The organism is Bradyrhizobium sp. S3.7.6 (assembly GCF_054061875.1).
In genome coordinates this window covers 319,116-335,261 of the sequence record NZ_JBSSEQ010000004.1, presented here as the reverse complement: position 1 = coordinate 335,261, position 16,146 = coordinate 319,116, and the positions used below count along the sequence as shown (strand labels likewise).

Sequence of the window (16,146 nt, the reverse complement as noted above, 5' to 3'; positions counted from 1 at the left end):
TTCGGATCGCGTCTGCCGGAAAGGCGCGCAGGTCCCGTCCACTCTGCCACAGCTTTCTTCGCCGCCCGCCGGCTCCACGCTCCCGGGACGCAAGCACAGGGGGCAGTCTGTGAAAGCCAAAATTGGCTGCTAAGATGCAATGCTCTCTCAGTAGATCGGTGCTACGTTGCGCCCTGCTGGGGACAACAATGGCACTCTACCGAATACTTCAAAACTCGCCTCTTGGGCCTGAAGAGATCACGCGACTTTCGACAGCCTACGAACAGGCCCTCCGCACGATTGGCGTACAGGATCGCAACGATCCCCTCACCGAACTGATTGCCAAGAAGATCATCGAGATCGGTCAGACCGGCCTCAAGGACCCTGCTGAGATCTGCGGTCGGGCCGTCGAGGAATTAGGCCTGCCGAAAGGATGATTCCGTGGGAAGGGCGTGGTGCACCCAGCGACGGATCCAGCCCGGGGTCCGGGCTACGGCGCCCCCTTTTCCTCGCCGAGCTCCTTGATCATCCGGACGATCTCTTCCGGGTGGAAGGGCTTCTGCACGATGCGGCTGCCGGGAACGGGGCGTGGTGTGGCGGGCGAAAAGCCCGTCGCGTAGATGACCGGCAGTTCCGGATCCTGCTCTCGGTAGCGTTCCGCGATCTGCCACCCATCGACCTGCCCGGGCAGCCTGACGTCGGTGACCAGCACGTCCGCGACGTGGCGCTTGCACCAGGCCAGTGCCTCCTCCCCGGTGCTCGCGTGTATCACGTGATAGCCTGCTTCGCGCAGCGCTTCCACGACGAATCCGCGGATCAGAGGGTCGTCCTCGACGAGAAGTACGCTCACTGGTGGCTCATATCCAATAGCATTTGTTAAGCATGTCGAACGGCCAAAGTGCGCAGCCGTTCCTTTTGCGGCGTTGGCGAAGGTTGCGACGCGGAGGGCTGCGGTGCAGGGGCGGTCGCGGGCTCTGCTGGGGGGGCGGCAAACGGCTGATCGCCTCCGCCATGCGGGACATATGTACCGATGTTGCTCAGCAGCCGTTTGGCCTGGAGGTCACGTGCCTTCGAATACTCACGTCGCCGGTGGCTGCGGCCCATCGATCCCATGCCTCGAACGCCTCGGCGTAGTGCTTTCGCATCTGCTTCTCGGCGAAAAGGCATAGACGGCGAAGGATCAGGCTTCTTGGAACGTAATTGCCCTTGCCGCTTTTCTTGGTGTGAAGGGCGTGCAGCCGTCTCGTTGCCTATGTCTCGGTGGGGTCTGCGAAGGAGGAGCTTTGATGAAAGCGACAGCTCTGGCGATCGCCTTTTTAATCGCTGTATCGGCCGCTTCGGTTTCGGCGCAGCCCATAAGGTGGACGACCTACCGCATTTCACAGACGGGTACGTCGGTCGACTTCCCTTCTTCGATCTTCACCGAAGAAGCGGGCCGGCCGGACGGTTATGGGCAACGCTTTCGAACCGCCGACGGCCGTGCCGACCTCACGATACAGGCTGCTCCCAACGTTGGGAGCGATTCCCCCGCTGTTTTCCTCGCGAAAAAAGGTCCGCCTTCGCGCATTCAGTACAAGAGAGTGACGCCGCGGTTTTTTGCGGTTTCCAGCTACAAGGGCGACAAGGTCTGGTATGACCGCTGCAACTTCTCCGGCGGGCTGGTCCATTGCGTGTTGATCAATTATCCGGCCAGCGAAGAGCGAGCCTGGGATGGTATCGTTACGCGCATCAGCCTCTCGCTGAATGGCGGGTGATCCATCCGTCTTCGCGTCGGGCGACGCTTCCTGGAATCTTGGGCTTGGTGTCACAGCGCAATCAGGCCCCGGAGGCGTTGGAACGTCTAACGGCCATGACGCCACCCCGGCATCCCTCCCTCTGAGCTGACCCGCGCTTCTGTTCTCCCATCAGACCAACTAAGGCGGCTTCTTAGCGGCTTAGGACTTCCGGCGGCAAGCTGCGGACGCATGCCTTAGGAACAGAACCGGGGTCCCAGAGTTCGAGCAGTCTAACCCTTTCACGGAGTTACCAAATGACCCGCGGAATGCCGTCCATGACTGCGCTTTTGGGACTGCTCGCCATTGCCGGATATCAGAATCGAGACAAGCTGGCGGAGTTGCTAAAGGGCCCGGGAGCGGGCTCGTTAGAACCGCCCGGATCTCAACAGCCGCTTGGTGGGCTGCTCAGCAATCTTACGGGCATGCTCAGCGGGGCAGGAGTCGGCGGACTGCTTCAAGGAGGGATCGGCGAGCTGCTGGAGAAATTCAATCAAAATGGCCGCGGTGACGTAGCTCAGTCGTGGATCAGCACAGGGCCCAATAAGGACATTTCGCCTCCGCAACTGAGGGAAGCAATAGGCTCAGACGTGTTGGAAAAGCTTGAACTGGAGACCGGGCTTTCTCAAGACGAGATTCTCGCAAGGTTATCCCGGGAGCTCCCCTCAGCAGTCGACAAGTATACGCCGGAGGGACGCCTACCCAATTGAATTGCCGCCGCGTCGCTCTATTGAAAGGAATAAACAATGAGTATTCTTTGGACCATCATTATTGGTTTCATCGCCGGCGTGATAGCCAAGTTCATCATGCCGGGGGACAATGAACCGGCCGGGTTCATTCTGACGACCATCCTCGGGATCGTCGGGGCCTTCGTAGCGACTTACCTCGGGCAAGCGCTTGGCTGGTATCGTCCTGGCGAAGGTGCGGGGTTGATTGGCGCCGTGGTCGGCGCTGTCATCGTGCTGTTTGCCTATGGCTTCGTGGTCGGCAGACAACGGAGACCAATCTGAGGAACGACCTCCCAAGCGAGTTCCGTTCACTCCGCTACCTCGCTGCAGATCCACGTGATCCGCGACCACCCCAACCTTAGCCCGGTTGGGGGGACCTTACTTTGGCGGTGGCTGCCTCAGCGGCATCCATGCCGGCCTGCTTCACCCTATCCAAGGCTTCGGCACCTTTGTCGCCGACTTCTGCGACCACGGTATCTGAGCCTTCGCGCAAGGCCTGCGATACCGCGCCGGCGCGACGATTCAGGTCGGCTTTAACATCGTCGGCAGCTTTGCCGATATATTCGTTCTCAATTTCGGAAGCGCGAAACGCGCCTGCGACTGCTGCACCGATCGCCAAGCCCACGATCCCAAGCACTAAGGGTTGTCTTTCAAGCAACTCAGTCATTGACGATTGCGAACTGGTGAGCGCTTCTTTACCTGGAAGCGCATTGCCGAGCTTGCCAAAGTTCTCCTGGAAGAAAGTGACTCCCTCGTCGAACCGATCCTGAACGTTGTCGACAGCTTCTGAGACTGCATCGGAAGCGGCAGCGGTCGCGCCTCGCAAAGTTTCGCCGACGCCCAGCGATCCCTCGTCGTCCATTTCAGGTGCCGTTGGGGGCGCCACAGTCTGCTTAACAGCCGATCCCGCCGACCTGAGATTACTCGTCCCAGCATCGGCCACGGGCGAAACCACATCCACAGCCGAGCGGGTCGCGGTCTTCAGCTTCTGGCCGCCAGCCAACAGCCAAAGCGCTCCGCCCCCGATAAGCGCAGCGGCAAGAGGGTTTTCCCGGGCTGCTGTCACCAAATTGTCAATAAAACCGCTCTTTGTGTCGCTCATCGCACCATTCCTTTCATGGTGTCCTTATCCTTTTCAAGCTGGCCGATCGTTTCTCGAGGTGCCAGATTGCGCACATCAAGCCGGTTGATGCCGACTGCAAAGAACAAGGCCGCGATTACCGCCGCTATGAACGCCGATGTCAGATACGATACCGGTTGCGACCATCCTGCGGCGATCAACGCCGCGGACAGGGCAAACAGTGCCATGACGATCGCCGGAACCACCAGAACGGCACCACCTGCAATCAAACCTAGCGCTCCACCGCGTTTCTGAAGCTTGTCGCCAACTTCCGCCTTGGCCAGGTCCATTTCGTTTTGGAAGAGCTTGGCGAACTGCGACATGGTATCGCCCAGCAGCGTCGAGATGACCCGAAACTCGCCCTGGCTGGTTTTGATATCGTGCTCGATGCTCATGGTACGGCGCTGCCCTGTGAGGATGATGTCTGTTGCGAACTCGGACCGGGCGGCGCGGAACTCGCCGAGAACGGCGGGGCACCGGACTTCTGAACGGCTTCCGACGACGATTTATTCACTGTGCCGCTCCGCTTCGATGATGAGGATTGCTCGCCGGACGCTTTTAAAAAGCGGAGCGCTGCGAAGCCTGCCAGCACGGATATTCCGAGAAAGGCGGCGGGCTGACGCTTGGCGAAATCAGTTGCACCTTCGACGAGATCCCGGAAGCTGCCATCGCGGATCTTCTGGGCGGCTTCTTCGACGTAGTCGGCAGCAGAACCGATGCCGCGTGCAGCGAACGGTACGTCGCTCTCAAATGCTCGGCCGGCTTCACGCATGTTGCCTGCGAGGCGCTCAACGAAAGCGGCGCCCGACCGCTGCTGCTCGCGGGCCTGGCTCTGAATCTGCTCCACCGTCCCTTCCGTCACCCCTTTGGCTGCATCAGCCGCTTCACTGAACTTGTCCCGCGCGAGATCGGCCGTTGCCTGAAGGGCATCGCCAGCGCGCTGCTTCATCTCTGCCCCGGCTTCACCGATCTGTTCCTTCAGATCCTTCGAGGGTCCCTTGTCTCGGCTCGGCGCAAACTGCGTGATGTTGTTCGGGTCCACATCGTTCATGATTGTTTCCTTCAGGTGTTGGTGTTTTGGGAAGGGCTAAAGGCGGCTTTGACGACATCGTCCGCAGCCTCTTTCAGAGCGCCCGCCACATCCTGCGTCATACGACTGGCGTAGGTGCCGAGATCGGCCTCAGCGATCTTTTGTGCCGCCGCGTCGGCTGCCGACGTGGTCGCCTCTTTCGCCGCCTCGAATCCGGAGTGGGCCGCCTCGGCCGCAGCCTGTTTCACGCCATCGCTCGCCCGACCGATCACCTTGCCTTCAGTCTTGGTCTCGGGAAGAGCCGCCGCGATGATGGCGCCGATCGCGATGCCCAGGCCTCCGATGAGGGCAGCATTGTCGCCGATGGTCTGACGGGCCTGGTCAGGCGCGTTCGCCGCCACATCCTTGGCTGCGTCGATGCCACTCTTGAGTTTTTCACCTGCAAAACTGGCAGCCTTTGTTGCACCTGTCCGGAGCTCATCCGCAAGGCCGGCGGCCCGATCTTGTGCGTCTCCAGCCATGCCAGCGGCTCGGCTTGGAGCGGAGGATAGCTTTTCCGTCGCGTCGCCCTGCATGGCCCGGGCACCCTCCGTCAACTCCTCGAGCATTTCCCCCGCTCTATCCATTACCGGACCGGACGCCTCCGCCGCGCGATCCCGCACTGTCTTAGAGGTCAGGGCAAGCCCGGCGCCGATCATCAAAAGTGGCAACGGGACACCTCGCGCCAATCGCAGCAGCGGAATTCCTACTGCGGCGCCCGCGGCCACTGCGCGCATGGGATTGTCCATGATCAGCTGTTTGAGCCCTTCAATCCAGCTCTGGGTCTTGTCGCTGACGTATTCGGAGACTTCGGATTTGATGTGCTGCGGCGAGACCTTGTGGCGGATGTCCTCGGCGGTGTCCGATATCTGGTCCCTTAATCGCCCTATGGTAGCCGCCAGCTCTGCGCGGCTGCGCTCGGACTCACGCCTCAACTCCTCCACTGATCGCGCCATCGCTTCACCCTCTTGCTTTATTTCTTGTGCTTTAATTCTTGAATCTAAGGACGAACACACGCTTTGTTCAATCGTTCCTAACTGAACAAGGATGACGTGCCGCCGGCCAAACTCTCTGCTGCGCGCAAGGCTTTGGTACGTGAAGAAAAGAGCCTTAGAGCAGCGGTGGTGTACCGAGAGGAGAGCTCGGAAAATGTCGCGTCGGACCGTAGGAACTTCGCAGGACTCGCGCTTGCGCGGGCGGCACAAGCGATCAGATACGATCCGCGGAACTGCCTGCCTCGTTGGCTATGGTTGCTCAAATCGAGACATTCTGCCGCGGCTTGCGGAATGCATTCGAACAAAAGCCAGGGGCCTTGTGGTTGTTACCGGGCATATTCCCCGTACCGCGAGCGGCGCGGGCGCTGGACTTGATTTCGAGTTCAAGGAACGACGTCCTCGCCGGAAGGTCGCGATGGAGACTGGGCCTTTCGCCGGAGAGCCGTGTTCAAATGTCGATTGTTCGCGAAATGCTTTCCCAAGAATAGTTGGCCAGTGTTGTCTGGGCCGGCACAGAGCGCTCAAGGGGGCAACGCGAGTGGGGATCGCCTCGAAGGTCCGCTAAGGCCAGCGATCGTGCTCTTCTGGGTGCGCATGCTCGTTGAGTCTGCGAGTTGTCGGCGAGCTTCTCTGTCTCGGCAGTTGCGGCCGGCGCTTTGATCCTCGACCTCCAGGGGGAAGTTGTCTGCTGTAAGTGAGGTATCCTTGCCCGTGCGGCACCTCGACGCGTTTGGTCCCTGCTCCAGCTTAGGAACGAAGGTTACAGCGGTCGGTTGCAAGCAAAATTAAATAGGAGAAAAATGACCATGAAGATCGGCAAGATGGCGCTCGCAGCTCCACTTTTGTTCGGATCAATCGCTGCCGCCTCCGCGCAGGGTGGCGCTGGTGGCGGGGCCGGTGGTGCTGGCGGAGCAGGGGCCGGCGCGGGCGCTGGCTCGGGCGGAGCCGGCGGCGCAGGTGCGGGATCACGGGACGGCGGAGGCGCGGGTGCGGGATCTGGAGGCGGCGGCAATTCTCCAGCCGCGACCAGCGGTCAAGGGGCATCGAGCAGCCCGGGTTCGGCTAACCCCGGGGCGACTATGAATGACCCGAAGATGAAAGGGAAATAGAAGCGAAAAGAAATGGCCCGCTGACATGATCGAGCGGGCCGCTTTCATGAAGCAGTCGCGGAGCGATTGAGGCTGCGTTAGACCGGCCGGGAGGAGACCGGTGCCAAGAACGTTGGTGTCCAAGTCCGATCTAGAACTGTTCGCTCTTCAGGAGATCCGGCACGTTCCCGGCGGGGAGTTCGTTATCTCCGTCGAGATTGAACACGGCGATGCGGAACCCGATGGCCTGAATTGGCGACTGCTCGTGATTGCTAAAGACGGTGCGGACCTCGATCGCCTCCAAAACGCCGCTACAACCACGAGCCATCGGCTGAAGCGTCGATACCAACTTGTCAACCAGGGCGGCAGCTCGGCGGGTGGCTGAAGTTAGAGACTGGCACCCAACACCAACAAAACGGCACCGATTGCCGCAAGGAGAATGCCCGGCCAGTTCGCTCTAACCCCCAGGAATCCCACGCCGCGCCGCGTCGGCTCCAGTGTATCGGCGGCGGGCCGACTAAGCGATCCCCGCCAAATTGTAGCGCGTGCCATGTACAAAATTCCGCCGAGAACAAGCAGGGCGCCAAATCCTATCAGGATCATTCTCGCCTCCTCGATTCATGGTTACCAGGTCAAGCGCCCGGAGGTGCGAGCCGCACCTCACTCGGGCTTGGTCGGCATACGGCCCTTGCCTTCACGCAGCGGCCCGGATAGGTCCTGCGGCCGGCTCGGACTCCCGCGCGGGGATCCCCGCCGCCGCAAGTGTCTCACGAGACTTCGATCGCGCTCTTGGTCACGCCTCGCCGACCCGACCCCGGCAGCGGCCGCTCCGCGGCCCTAGGGACCGGCCACCTCGGGGCGTATGGGCTGACCAGCGCCAACAGGCAGCGCCTTTGCGTCTGTTCTTTGCAGAAGTGCTCATCCATCGCGCCACTCACACCGAACGTCAGTTTGGCGGCTTTAGCTTACCGGCGAGCCAGCCGACCGCGTCCGTTTGCATCGGATCGACGGCGAAGCGGACCACTTCGGTACGCTCGCAAGTCGAGCACTCGAAGGTGCGCTCATCGAATCCGCGGGGGCCGGGAAAGATGCGCGCCAACCCCATCCGGTGCTTGCACACAGGACCCATCGGACGCTCGATGGTCGAGAGAGCCATCCCTGAGATCTCCACGGCCGATGATACGCCGTCCGCAGCCGGAGTCTTCAATATTCGTGAACGAAAAACCTTCCGAGGAGCGCCAAAGGGAAAGAGCCTGAGCCCGGTCGGCCCAGATTGACGGTCGTGCTCATGGCATCACCTCTGCAACCGGCGGCGGTCGACCAGGCCTTGGCTCATTGAAGGCGATCGGAAAGGTCGAAACGGAAAGGCTTTGCAGAGCAGCCTCCTCCTCGGAAAGCCGCCGTTCGATAAACTGGCGTTCCAAAGGCAAAAGCTTCGTACGCAAGAGCCGGCGATAGCGGCTGATGTTGTTGTGATGGGCACGAAGGCGTGCCAGGTTGTCGTCCATCATCATCTGGGCCTCTGAAACTACGCCGCCGCAGCTGCACGTTCGGTCGAACGGAGACGGTAGGGCTTTCCGCCGGGTGGCGTCCGGGGGGCCACCGTCCAGGGCGCGCAATGCGTCCAAGATTTCGTCGATCGATACGGGCTTCTTGAGCCCGGCAGGTGCGCGCATCGACGGGCAAGAGGCGATCGCGGACGCGTCGGACGCCCAAGATGCCAGGATTGCGCGTTTCTCGCTCAACGTCAGCGCCGGATGATCCAGCACGTCTCTCGGTGCTTCAAACACCGTGCCGGGATGAAGAAGAGCGTCGAAATCGAAAACGTTGTCGTCAGCGGTCGTCGGCCGCATGGTCCTCTCCTATTCATTCGACGAATGGATGGGAGCCGCACGATTTGTCGCGCGGCTCCAATGGCGTCTGCGCTAGGCGGCGGCCTTAGCTTCCAGCTTCGGCACGTTGCCGGCCGAGGCAGCACCGATGGCAATTCGGCGCGGCTTCATGGCTTCCGGGATCTCGCGGACGAGTTCGATGGTCAGCAAGCCGTTGTCGAACGCGGCGCCTTTCACCTGGACATATTCGGCGAGGCTGAATTGGCGCTTGAAGCTGCGGTGCGAGATACCGCGATAGAGGAAATCACGCTCGGTCTTGTCGGATTTGCTGCCTTCGACCGTCACCACGTTCTGCTCGGCGGTGATGACGATGTCCTCGGGCGAGAAACCCCCCACCGCCAGCGAGATCTGATAGCGATCATCCGCCAGCCGTTCGATGTTGTAGGGCGGATAGTTGTCCTCGCTGGCCCGCTGAGCGGTTTCTGCGAGGTCGAAAAGGCGATCGAAACCAATGGTCGAGCGCCAGAGGGGGGCAAAATCGTGGGTGCGCATAGCCAAATCCTCCTAAGAGCAAGATGTCTACGAGCGGCACCGGACACAACCGGTGCCCGTCTCTTGGCCCGGGCCCATCAGGCGCCCGGACACATCGTCAGATGGCGACAAAAAAATTAGCAGAGTCGGTTTTGGTTTCAAGAGGCGTTGAAAAAAAATCGTCGCCGATCGCCGCCGTTACAGATCCTCGCGCAGCCCCTTGAAGAACGGATGCCGCACCTTGCCTTCAGCCGACTTGGCCCGGTACTCGATCTCCGCCAGCAGCTTCGGTTCGACCCAGATGCCTTTGTGCGCTATCCGCTTCGCGTAGGGCTGTGTCTTCCGGACCAGCGGCTCGAGGCGCCGCCGCAGCTCGGCCGCCGACTTCTTGTCGAAGCCATGGTCGACCTTGCCAGCGTAAACCAGGTCAGAACCCTTTCGCCGAGCAAGGTATATGCCGTCCCATTTGCCGTCGTCGAGCGCGAAGCCGGCGATGGTGAGTGTCTCGCGCTGGGCGCAGGTTTTCTTGACCCAATTGTTGGTGCGGCCGACCGGGTAGACGCTGTCGCGCACCTTGGAGACGACGCCTTCGAGCCCGACCTTGCAGGCATGGGCAAACATCTCGTTCCCGTCGATCTCGAAACTCGCGCTGAACTGAACGTCGGTGCCGGCAATGATCTTCTTCAGCTCCGCCTTGCGCTGAAACAGCGGTAACTTCCGGATGTCCCTGCCGTTGAGGTAGAGCAAATCGAAAGCGACCAGAACGATCTTCGTTGACTTGCCTTTGAGCTCATTCTGCAAGACCGAGAAGTCCGTCGAGCCGTCGGTGGCAGGTACGACAATCTCTCCGTCGATGATGGCCGAGCTCGCCTTGATGTGCCAGGCGTCATCGGCAACCTTCTTGAAACGCTTGGTCCAGTCGTGGCCGCGCCGTGTGAAGACCTTGACGGCTTCGTTGGCGAGGTGGACTTGCACGCGATAGCCGTCGAACTTGATTTCGTGAATCCAACGCTCGCCGGATGGCACGCGGTCGGTCGCGGAGGCGAGAGCCGGCGCGATGAAGCCGGGCAGGGGCGCCTTGACGCCGAGTGCATCCGGCTTTTTCCGCTGGAAGGCCATGGTTACACGAGGCGCAGGCTGAACTGCGCATCTTGAGGCGCGTAGCGATCGACGAACTCCTGAAGATGCGAGGGGACGTCGTTCAGTTGGAGGTTACAGCGATGTTGAATTTCGCGAGCGACATCCTCTGACACATCTTCGGACCAGCGCTCCGAAGTGTTGAAGGCGAAGACGTTGATAGGTCGTTTGCACTGGCCCGCCATCAGTCTTTAATGACCGTCTCCAGGTCGGCCGCTTCCATGTCCGTCTCGCGCCAAGCGCTGCCGGCGCGGCCAAAATCGTCCGCGACCAGATAAACGGTCGGCTCATAGGCCGGAATAATGGAAGGGATCCACCGGGACTGACCCATAGATACGCAACTCCACAAAGCCGGGATTCAATTTGCCGGGGCCCGATTCGTTCCAGAAACTGTGAGCAGCAGCACCAGAGAGGCAAAGCAATATCGGGAGGACGAAATGGCGGTCAACAAGCCCACCGGCGACAACGCTCGCAAAGGTGCGGTCAAGAAGCGTTCGCAGACGAAGACGACATTGGGTGGAGCTTCCGCCTTCACTAAGCGCGACAAGGCGTCCGGCGAATTCATGGGCGTCAAGAAGCCCGCGAAGGGCAAGAAGGCCGCAAAGAAATTCAAGGGCGTGCGGCTTGAGAAGAAAGCTACCAAAAAGAAAAAGGCAAAGAAGAGCTAGGCGGCTCTTCACGTGCGCCCTGATCTGGACGTTCGCTCAATCCTGATCTCAACATAGCCCGTCAGAGTAACGCGAGCGGACAACGAGTTGCCGGGAGGAATTACCCGAACCCACCCTTCTTCAGGATTTGCCGCAGTGTATTCGATCTGCTCCGCATCGTTCAGGAATACGCGGACTTGGAATCCGTCGAGCAAAAGATTGCAATAATTGCGAAAACCTTCTTCGTCGCAACTTCTTGCAACCGGTCCATGAAACTGCGGCTTTCCAACCAAGAGTCATCCCGTATTCATAGCAACGCGCGCCACGACAGAATGCTGCACCAGGTGGAGCCGTTCCTAACTTTTCCAGCCGGGGCCGGCCGGCATCATCTTGGCGGCGGTCGGCAGGCAAAAGTCGAACGCAGAGAGCATAGGGCTGAGATAGGGGCGGGAGCGGATTTTTGAAGTCGTCATCGCCAGTCCCATTGTAGGACAAATTAAGCGCATCATTGGCGTGCCACCAGAGGCGCCAGTATGGTCGTGAACGCAGTATTCGTCATTGGCGAACGACGTGTTCGCCAATCGGACATAGGCATTTGTCGGGATGCGTCCATACACCCGAGCCGGGCGCCGGTTGATTCGACCATCGCCGCGACGCCACGCGCCGTGCGCAGGTGGGTCAGCGGCGAGCTGGCCGTGCCGCGCCACATCGCGCTGCTTGTCAACCTGATGCTCGACACCGGCACCAAGCCCGAGGAGTTGCAGCCATGAGCGACCAGACTTACCACGTCATCATGGCAGTGCTCTTTGTCCTCGTGAGCGGCGGCTATTTCTCGGAAGCAATGCGCCAGCTCGACCTCGATGCCTACGGCGCGAACGACTTTCGCTATGCGCAGGTTCTCGCTGAAAAGCTCATAGGCTGGGCCCTCATCACGTCGTTATTCGCGTGGCTGTGGCTCTGAACCAGACGCCCGCTGAAAATGCCAAAGGCCCGAGGGCGACCTCGGGCCTTTTTTCCGGGGGGCGGGAGGACCACCAAATGTTCAATTGTGTACCAAAGTGAACGCACCAACCTGCGCCGACGGGTCTACAGTTCGTGGTTTGAAGGGGAGGCGTCACATGAGCATCCGATCACTGTACTGCTTCGCGTTCTTCAGTATTGTGGCCGCGTGTCCTCTCGGTGTTGTTGTTGCCCAAAACCTCCCTCCGGAACTTGAGGCCTGCCGCACAACTGGACTCATCGCGCTGAAAGAACGCAGTCCCGCGATAAAAGATATCTCGTTTGACGTTGATGGAGTGACGATTGCAAAGGCCAATGCAAAAGTCGAGGACACGATCATTCGCACCATCGTGATCGGGGATGCCTATCTTGAAAAAGGTAAGAGCGACACCCGTCGGACTTTTCTTTGCCTGATCGGCGAAAAAGGCAAAGTGCTCCTCACATTCTTTACGGACAAATGATGCAGCGTCCAGAACCATCCGGATGCTCAATGCTCAGGATTCGCCGCTCGGACGATACAACTTCGCGGCGCGGATGACGTCGCCGCCTGATCGGGGTCGTTCGGCCCCGGCGTCGTCCTACGGAAGGACAGATGACGGCGGCAAGGCCGCAGACGTTTGTGTAAAAGTCCCAGCCCGCGGACAGGGGTGTTCACGAGCTGGGGTACATGCAGGGGTGCCCTGTTAGGGCAGGGCATCAGGTAAACTTGGCAGCACGGGGGCCGTTCCTCAGGGCCGGGCGTGTGCCGGTACTCTTGAGCCGGGATAATTTCAGCTTATCTTTCGGCCGATGTTTCAGCTTTCATTGCCGACTAAACGGGACCGGGTTCCGACCGGCCCCGACTGGCTCCATGAGGTCAAATACGACGGCTATCGCTTGCAGGTCATCCGCAAGGGCGACCGGGTGCGTCTGATCACGAAGGGTGGGGCGGACTATACGAAGCGGTTCCCGTGGATTGTCGAGGTCGCGCGCAAGCTCAGGCAGTGATCGATGGCGAGGCGGTGCTCCTGGGCGTCGACGGCGTCTCCGACTTCCGTGGCCTGCATTCCGGCAAGTACAACGCGGAGGTGCAGCTCTACGCCTTCGACATACTGGCGGGCCAGGGCGACGACCTGCGCAGGTTGCCGCTGTCCCATGCGCAAGGCCAATCTGGCCCGGCTGCTGCGGGGCCGCTCCGAGGGCATCTTCATGCAGCATTCTTGAGTCGCTTCTGGCCTAAACCCCGTGGGTCGGAAGCTTGATGACAGCGCGGCTCCAGCTAGCCAATGGCTGGAGCCGTTGCTTAAACTGTGCCGCTTCCACTTTGAAATAACCTCCGGGCATTGAACCCTGGCATGGCGCACTCAGACAGCAGCCAAACTTTTTAGCCGGCTTCTCCTGCTTTCCAACCCTTCTCTGTAGGCTGATAACGCTCCCCCTGTTTCACCAGCCAGCCGCCTTCAACCATCTTCTCTGCCAAAGCCTTCGGGCATGCCGGCAGGTTGCTGCCGGGGTAATACAGGCCGTCTCTGCGCTCGACCATAAAGCCGTAAATGCGCGCCAGACGAAGGGCTTTCAGCATGCCAGGAATGAGAACTACGGTCGTGCTCGTCATCGCTCTCCAAATGACGGCACCACGCGAACGTTCCTGAAACCACGCGCCAAAATCTGCGTATCGATTCCTGACGGCTCGAAATGAGCACGAGCTACTGCCGATCGTGGGTGTGGAAAAGGGGGCGCTTCGGTCTGCCGAACGTCGGAATCGCGTAGGTTTGCCTATGGCGACGGAATCCGGGCTGGACCGGACAGTTGCACCCGAGGGCAGCGCGGCTTAGATCCCGCGCGTCCTCGGGCAAGATGTGGGGATTCAGCCACAGCACCACAGATTAAGACTTGGCCCAGGAACGTCTAGACGGTGTCGCGGCTTCTGTTTCGCGGTGACGGTCTTTGTCCCGCAAGACAAGAGCCTGTCCGGAGGCCCCAGCATCACCATGCCCCCCGGCCCGATGCTGGGGCGTTTTTTGTACGAGGCGCGATTGGAGAGGCTTGGAGAGTGGTGCTCGCGATTGGTGCGACAGCCATTGTCGCCGGCGGAGCCTTCTTTGCCATCCGGTTTATCATCGGATTGCCCCTTTTTCGATCCGGAGCACGAACTGTGGGTGTTGCGAGAGCGCCTCAGTGGGCCAAAAAGTGCACTTACGTCAATGTTACTTTCTTTTCGGCCACAACCCTCAAACGATATGGCTCATCACAGGTTGCATAAGCAGGGGACGCTTATGGATTGGGCGGAACGTTCATATCGGTTCGGCTTTGTCGTGCTGTCGATCTTCAGTGCGTTGGGGGCGGTATGGATGATTTTATCGCTGTAGGCGGCCGTGCTACGCGAGGCCTCAGCACGTAGCGTGCAGTGGGGTCTTGGTGCGTGCCGTTCGCTTGGATTGCGCTACTGGCGTTTGTTGCCTACGCGATCGCTAACCTTCCCTGGTAGCGCATCAAGGGATGCGCTCAACACAACGGCCTTATGGGACCTGATCCGCGGAGGGCTATGGCCAGCGGTCACGTGAACCGCGCAAACAGGCCGAACACATGGCCGCTCCGACCAGCGCCGCAAAGTGTTGCTTCTCCTTGCCAACCAGCAGCAGTAAGTAGCGGCACCTTTCAGGTGTGCTTGCTCACTCTGCATTCTTCGCATTTTTACCCATAGCTGGCCCGCGGCCCGCAAGGCGACGTCGTGGGAATATTACAATATGGGGCTGGCCGGCCAGACGCTCGCCACGGCCTACACCAACCGCGCGCGCGTGCTCGGGCTCTTCGATGCGACCAAGGCGAGAAACGTCCTCCACATCATCGATCCGACCAACGGTATCGGCGTCATCACCTATGCGAGCGTAGCGGACGCGCAGACCGGTAATGCGGCATCGGCGCAAAACCTCTACAACAACTATTTTCTGCTATACGTGGTGGCGGCTCAAGAGCCGGCTTCACCAAGATCGTCGCTTCGACGATCCTCCCACGGACCAACTTCAACGTCGGAACGGGAAATTTCGGGGGGGATTGCCGTAACTACTATAACTCGCTGCTGATCGCCGGAGCGGTGGCAAACGGCTATGTCGTTCCTGACATCGGCTCCATTCCGCAGCTCCAGAACACGGCCGACCTGACCTATTTCCTTCCTCACGGCATTCATCTGACGGCCGCGGGATACGCGCTGGTAGAGGCGGTCCGAAAACCGCTGGAAATTGCTTAGGCTGGGTACTCAGGGTAGGGCCGGGTCCGTAATCCAATCCGCTTCAATTCATCTTCTCACGGAGCTTTCGGATTAACTCGCGAAGGTCATTCGCGTAATCCTCAATGATCCGGCGCGCCTCCTCCAAGCGCGTGGGCTTGAGCTCGGGCTTATCGGACTCGGAAGGCTTGTTCATTGCCGAGCGCTGAACCTTGTCGTCGGCGACCAATTGATCTAAATCAACGAACCTTTCGCGCTACTCTCGCAATGTGCGCGATAATCGATGTGGGAGAGTCTGCTTTCTATCATCGATGCCAGTGCGGCCGTCGCATCAGGGCTGTGCCGGTCCTTGCGGATCGAAATCGGCAAGCCGCCGCTTGTCGTTTAACATGATCTCTCGCCTATCGTGGTCGACGAACGTAAGGACGCCCGCTTTACGCAAGCTAGTTAGCACGCGAGAAACAGTTTCTAACGTCAAGCCGAGATAGTCCGCAATGTCGAGACGAGTCATCGGGAGCGACATCTTGTCTGCTCCGGTGCGGCAATCCATCTCAAGTAAGAAGGCGGCAACCTTTTCTACCGCGGTCTTTCGGCCCAGAAGCAGCATATGGTTTTCTGCATGCTCCAGGTTGCGGGTGGTCATGCTGAGCAGGTTGTGCGAGACAACTCCGTCTCTAGTGGCTGCCGATTGAAGGCTTTCTCGCTTAATCAGGCGCACGACGGTTTCGACGACAGCCTCTGCGGTAAATCGATGCTGGTTGCCATTTTCAAGCCCGAAGATATCGCCCGCTAAGTGAAAGGCAGCGATTTGACGCCGACCGTCCGAGAGCAACTTGTAACTTCGCACCGCACCCTGCTTGACTTGATAGACATATACAGCGGGCTCTTTTTCGCCGAAGATTTCGGTGCCTTTTCGGTATGTAAACTCACCGAGGCCGATTATTCGGCTGAATGTACTCGCTAAACCGAATTCATCGAGCGTGTTGGGCTGAGGTCGTCGATCCGTTGTGATACGCACAAACATCGGTCATTCCTCTTCCGCGT

The 16,146-nt window shown here is 59.8% G+C and carries 25 protein-coding genes and 1 pseudogene; 13 read left to right on the top strand and 13 right to left on the bottom strand.

Features of this window, described 5'->3' with window-relative positions:
- The first annotated feature begins 188 nt into the window (after positions 1 to 188).
- The gene (locus ACVJ5M_RS47110; protein ID WP_162478960.1) at positions 189 to 416 is read left to right on the top strand and encodes a hypothetical protein; all 228 of its coding nucleotides are present in this window, start codon (positions 189 to 191) and stop codon (positions 414 to 416) included.
- A 53-nt stretch (positions 417 to 469) separates the two neighbouring features.
- Here the strand turns inward: ACVJ5M_RS47110 and ACVJ5M_RS47105 are convergent, their stop codons facing one another.
- Positions 470 to 829, bottom strand: a complete 360-nt coding sequence (locus tag ACVJ5M_RS47105; RefSeq protein WP_162478961.1) for a response regulator transcription factor — start codon at positions 827 to 829, stop codon at positions 470 to 472.
- A 436-nt stretch (positions 830 to 1,265) separates the two neighbouring features.
- On the opposite strand from ACVJ5M_RS47105, the gene ACVJ5M_RS47100 reads away from it, so the two are divergent.
- The 3 genes from ACVJ5M_RS47100 to ACVJ5M_RS47090 all read left to right on the top strand — a co-directional run bounded on the left by ACVJ5M_RS47100 (position 1,266) and on the right by ACVJ5M_RS47090 (position 2,761).
- Positions 1,266 to 1,733, top strand: coding sequence for a hypothetical protein (locus ACVJ5M_RS47100; protein ID WP_162478962.1), 468 nt, complete (start codon positions 1,266 to 1,268; stop codon positions 1,731 to 1,733).
- 275 nt (positions 1,734 to 2,008) lie between these two features.
- Positions 2,009 to 2,461, top strand: coding sequence for a YidB family protein (locus ACVJ5M_RS47095; protein ID WP_210168710.1), 453 nt, complete (start codon positions 2,009 to 2,011; stop codon positions 2,459 to 2,461).
- Between the two features lie 36 nt (positions 2,462 to 2,497).
- Positions 2,498 to 2,761 carry a GlsB/YeaQ/YmgE family stress response membrane protein gene (locus tag ACVJ5M_RS47090; RefSeq protein ID WP_162478963.1) on the top strand — a complete coding sequence of 88 codons (264 nt, stop codon included), beginning with the start codon at positions 2,498 to 2,500 and terminating at the stop codon, positions 2,759 to 2,761.
- A gap of 76 nt (positions 2,762 to 2,837) precedes the next feature.
- Here ACVJ5M_RS47090 and ACVJ5M_RS47085 read toward each other — a convergent pair whose 3' ends face one another.
- From ACVJ5M_RS47085 to ACVJ5M_RS47070, 4 genes are read right to left on the bottom strand one after another with little or no spacing between them, the layout of a single operon-like run.
- Positions 2,838 to 3,581 (bottom strand): hypothetical protein, encoded by a 744-nt coding sequence (locus ACVJ5M_RS47085; protein WP_354100453.1) that lies wholly within the window; start codon positions 3,579 to 3,581, stop codon positions 2,838 to 2,840.
- Complete coding sequence (locus ACVJ5M_RS47080; protein WP_162478965.1) at positions 3,578 to 3,994, bottom strand: phage holin family protein; 417 nt, start codon at positions 3,992 to 3,994, stop codon at positions 3,578 to 3,580. Before ACVJ5M_RS47080 ends, ACVJ5M_RS47085 begins: the two co-directional genes overlap by 4 nt.
- Positions 3,991 to 4,650 carry a hypothetical protein gene (locus ACVJ5M_RS47075; protein ID WP_231145600.1) on the bottom strand — a complete coding sequence of 220 codons (660 nt, stop codon included), beginning with the start codon at positions 4,648 to 4,650 and terminating at the stop codon, positions 3,991 to 3,993. The genes ACVJ5M_RS47080 and ACVJ5M_RS47075 overlap by 4 nt, the downstream gene beginning before the upstream one ends.
- An 11-nt stretch (positions 4,651 to 4,661) precedes the next feature.
- Positions 4,662 to 5,624: a DUF3618 domain-containing protein gene (locus ACVJ5M_RS47070; protein ID WP_354100452.1), complete on the bottom strand. Its 963-nt coding sequence runs from the start codon at positions 5,622 to 5,624 to the stop codon at positions 4,662 to 4,664.
- A 1,263-nt stretch (positions 5,625 to 6,887) separates the two neighbouring features.
- Between ACVJ5M_RS47070 and ACVJ5M_RS47065 the strand changes: the two genes are divergently transcribed.
- On the top strand, positions 6,888 to 7,136 hold the full coding sequence (locus ACVJ5M_RS47065) for a hypothetical protein (RefSeq protein ID WP_231145601.1): 249 nt from the start codon (positions 6,888 to 6,890) through the stop codon (positions 7,134 to 7,136).
- 561 nt (positions 7,137 to 7,697) lie between these two features.
- Here the strand turns inward: ACVJ5M_RS47065 and ACVJ5M_RS47060 are convergent.
- The 6 genes and pseudogenes from ACVJ5M_RS47060 to ACVJ5M_RS47035 all read right to left on the bottom strand — a co-directional run bounded on the left by ACVJ5M_RS47060 (position 7,698) and on the right by ACVJ5M_RS47035 (position 10,582).
- Positions 7,698 to 7,907, bottom strand: a complete 210-nt coding sequence (locus ACVJ5M_RS47060; protein ID WP_085399064.1) for a response regulator — start codon at positions 7,905 to 7,907, stop codon at positions 7,698 to 7,700.
- A gap of 130 nt (positions 7,908 to 8,037) precedes the next feature.
- Positions 8,038 to 8,265, bottom strand: coding sequence for a hypothetical protein (locus ACVJ5M_RS47055; protein ID WP_245343962.1), 228 nt, complete (start codon positions 8,263 to 8,265; stop codon positions 8,038 to 8,040).
- Positions 8,266 to 8,279: 14 nt separating this feature from the next.
- Positions 8,280 to 8,604: pseudogene (locus ACVJ5M_RS47050) on the bottom strand (hypothetical protein).
- Between the two features lie 72 nt (positions 8,605 to 8,676).
- Positions 8,677 to 9,135, bottom strand: a complete 459-nt coding sequence (locus tag ACVJ5M_RS47045) for an Hsp20 family protein (protein ID WP_162478972.1) — start codon at positions 9,133 to 9,135, stop codon at positions 8,677 to 8,679.
- 177 nt (positions 9,136 to 9,312) lie between these two features.
- Positions 9,313 to 10,233, bottom strand: a complete 921-nt coding sequence (gene ligD / locus ACVJ5M_RS47040) for a non-homologous end-joining DNA ligase (protein ID WP_354100451.1) — start codon at positions 10,231 to 10,233, stop codon at positions 9,313 to 9,315.
- Positions 10,234 to 10,435: 202 nt separating this feature from the next.
- Positions 10,436 to 10,582 (bottom strand): hypothetical protein, encoded by a 147-nt coding sequence (locus ACVJ5M_RS47035; RefSeq protein ID WP_231145604.1) that lies wholly within the window; start codon positions 10,580 to 10,582, stop codon positions 10,436 to 10,438.
- A 106-nt stretch (positions 10,583 to 10,688) separates the two neighbouring features.
- Here ACVJ5M_RS47035 and ACVJ5M_RS47030 point away from each other — a divergent pair, with 106 nt between their 5' ends.
- The 6 genes from ACVJ5M_RS47030 to ACVJ5M_RS47005 all read left to right on the top strand — a co-directional run bounded on the left by ACVJ5M_RS47030 (position 10,689) and on the right by ACVJ5M_RS47005 (position 13,138).
- The gene (locus ACVJ5M_RS47030; RefSeq protein WP_038960229.1) at positions 10,689 to 10,919 is read left to right on the top strand and encodes a hypothetical protein; all 231 of its coding nucleotides are present in this window, start codon (positions 10,689 to 10,691) and stop codon (positions 10,917 to 10,919) included.
- A 512-nt stretch (positions 10,920 to 11,431) separates the two neighbouring features.
- Positions 11,432 to 11,668 carry a hypothetical protein gene (locus ACVJ5M_RS47025; protein ID WP_144030543.1) on the top strand — a complete coding sequence of 79 codons (237 nt, stop codon included), beginning with the start codon at positions 11,432 to 11,434 and terminating at the stop codon, positions 11,666 to 11,668.
- Positions 11,665 to 11,859, top strand: a complete 195-nt coding sequence (locus ACVJ5M_RS47020) for a hypothetical protein (protein ID WP_085398232.1) — start codon at positions 11,665 to 11,667, stop codon at positions 11,857 to 11,859. Before ACVJ5M_RS47025 ends, ACVJ5M_RS47020 begins: the two co-directional genes overlap by 4 nt.
- A 157-nt stretch (positions 11,860 to 12,016) precedes the next feature.
- A complete protein-coding gene (locus ACVJ5M_RS47015; RefSeq protein WP_179945622.1) occupies positions 12,017 to 12,358 on the top strand; it encodes a hypothetical protein in 342 nt (113 codons plus the stop codon).
- A 343-nt stretch (positions 12,359 to 12,701) separates the two neighbouring features.
- Positions 12,702 to 12,884 carry an ATP-dependent DNA ligase gene (locus ACVJ5M_RS47010; protein ID WP_341850582.1) on the top strand — a complete coding sequence of 61 codons (183 nt, stop codon included), beginning with the start codon at positions 12,702 to 12,704 and terminating at the stop codon, positions 12,882 to 12,884.
- Positions 12,881 to 13,138 carry a DNA ligase-like domain-containing protein gene (locus ACVJ5M_RS47005; RefSeq protein ID WP_341850583.1) on the top strand — a complete coding sequence of 86 codons (258 nt, stop codon included), beginning with the start codon at positions 12,881 to 12,883 and terminating at the stop codon, positions 13,136 to 13,138. The genes ACVJ5M_RS47010 and ACVJ5M_RS47005 overlap by 4 nt, the downstream gene beginning before the upstream one ends.
- Positions 13,139 to 13,260: 122 nt before the next feature.
- Here the strand turns inward: ACVJ5M_RS47005 and ACVJ5M_RS47000 are convergent, their stop codons facing one another.
- Positions 13,261 to 13,491, bottom strand: a complete 231-nt coding sequence (locus ACVJ5M_RS47000; protein WP_085398234.1) for a hypothetical protein — start codon at positions 13,489 to 13,491, stop codon at positions 13,261 to 13,263.
- A gap of 1,132 nt (positions 13,492 to 14,623) precedes the next feature.
- Between ACVJ5M_RS47000 and ACVJ5M_RS46995 the strand changes: the two genes are divergently transcribed.
- Both ACVJ5M_RS46995 and ACVJ5M_RS46990 read left to right on the top strand, forming a co-directional pair.
- Entirely contained in the window at positions 14,624 to 14,959 is a 336-nt protein-coding gene (locus ACVJ5M_RS46995) for a hypothetical protein (protein ID WP_354100450.1), read from the top strand.
- An 11-nt stretch (positions 14,960 to 14,970) separates the two neighbouring features.
- Positions 14,971 to 15,123: a hypothetical protein gene (locus tag ACVJ5M_RS46990; protein ID WP_354099265.1), complete on the top strand. Its 153-nt coding sequence runs from the start codon at positions 14,971 to 14,973 to the stop codon at positions 15,121 to 15,123.
- Positions 15,124 to 15,433: 310 nt separating this feature from the next.
- Here ACVJ5M_RS46990 and ACVJ5M_RS46985 read toward each other — a convergent pair whose 3' ends face one another.
- Positions 15,434 to 16,126, bottom strand: a complete 693-nt coding sequence (locus tag ACVJ5M_RS46985; RefSeq protein ID WP_354099266.1) for a helix-turn-helix domain-containing protein — start codon at positions 16,124 to 16,126, stop codon at positions 15,434 to 15,436.
- Positions 16,127 to 16,146: the final 20 nt, after the last annotated feature.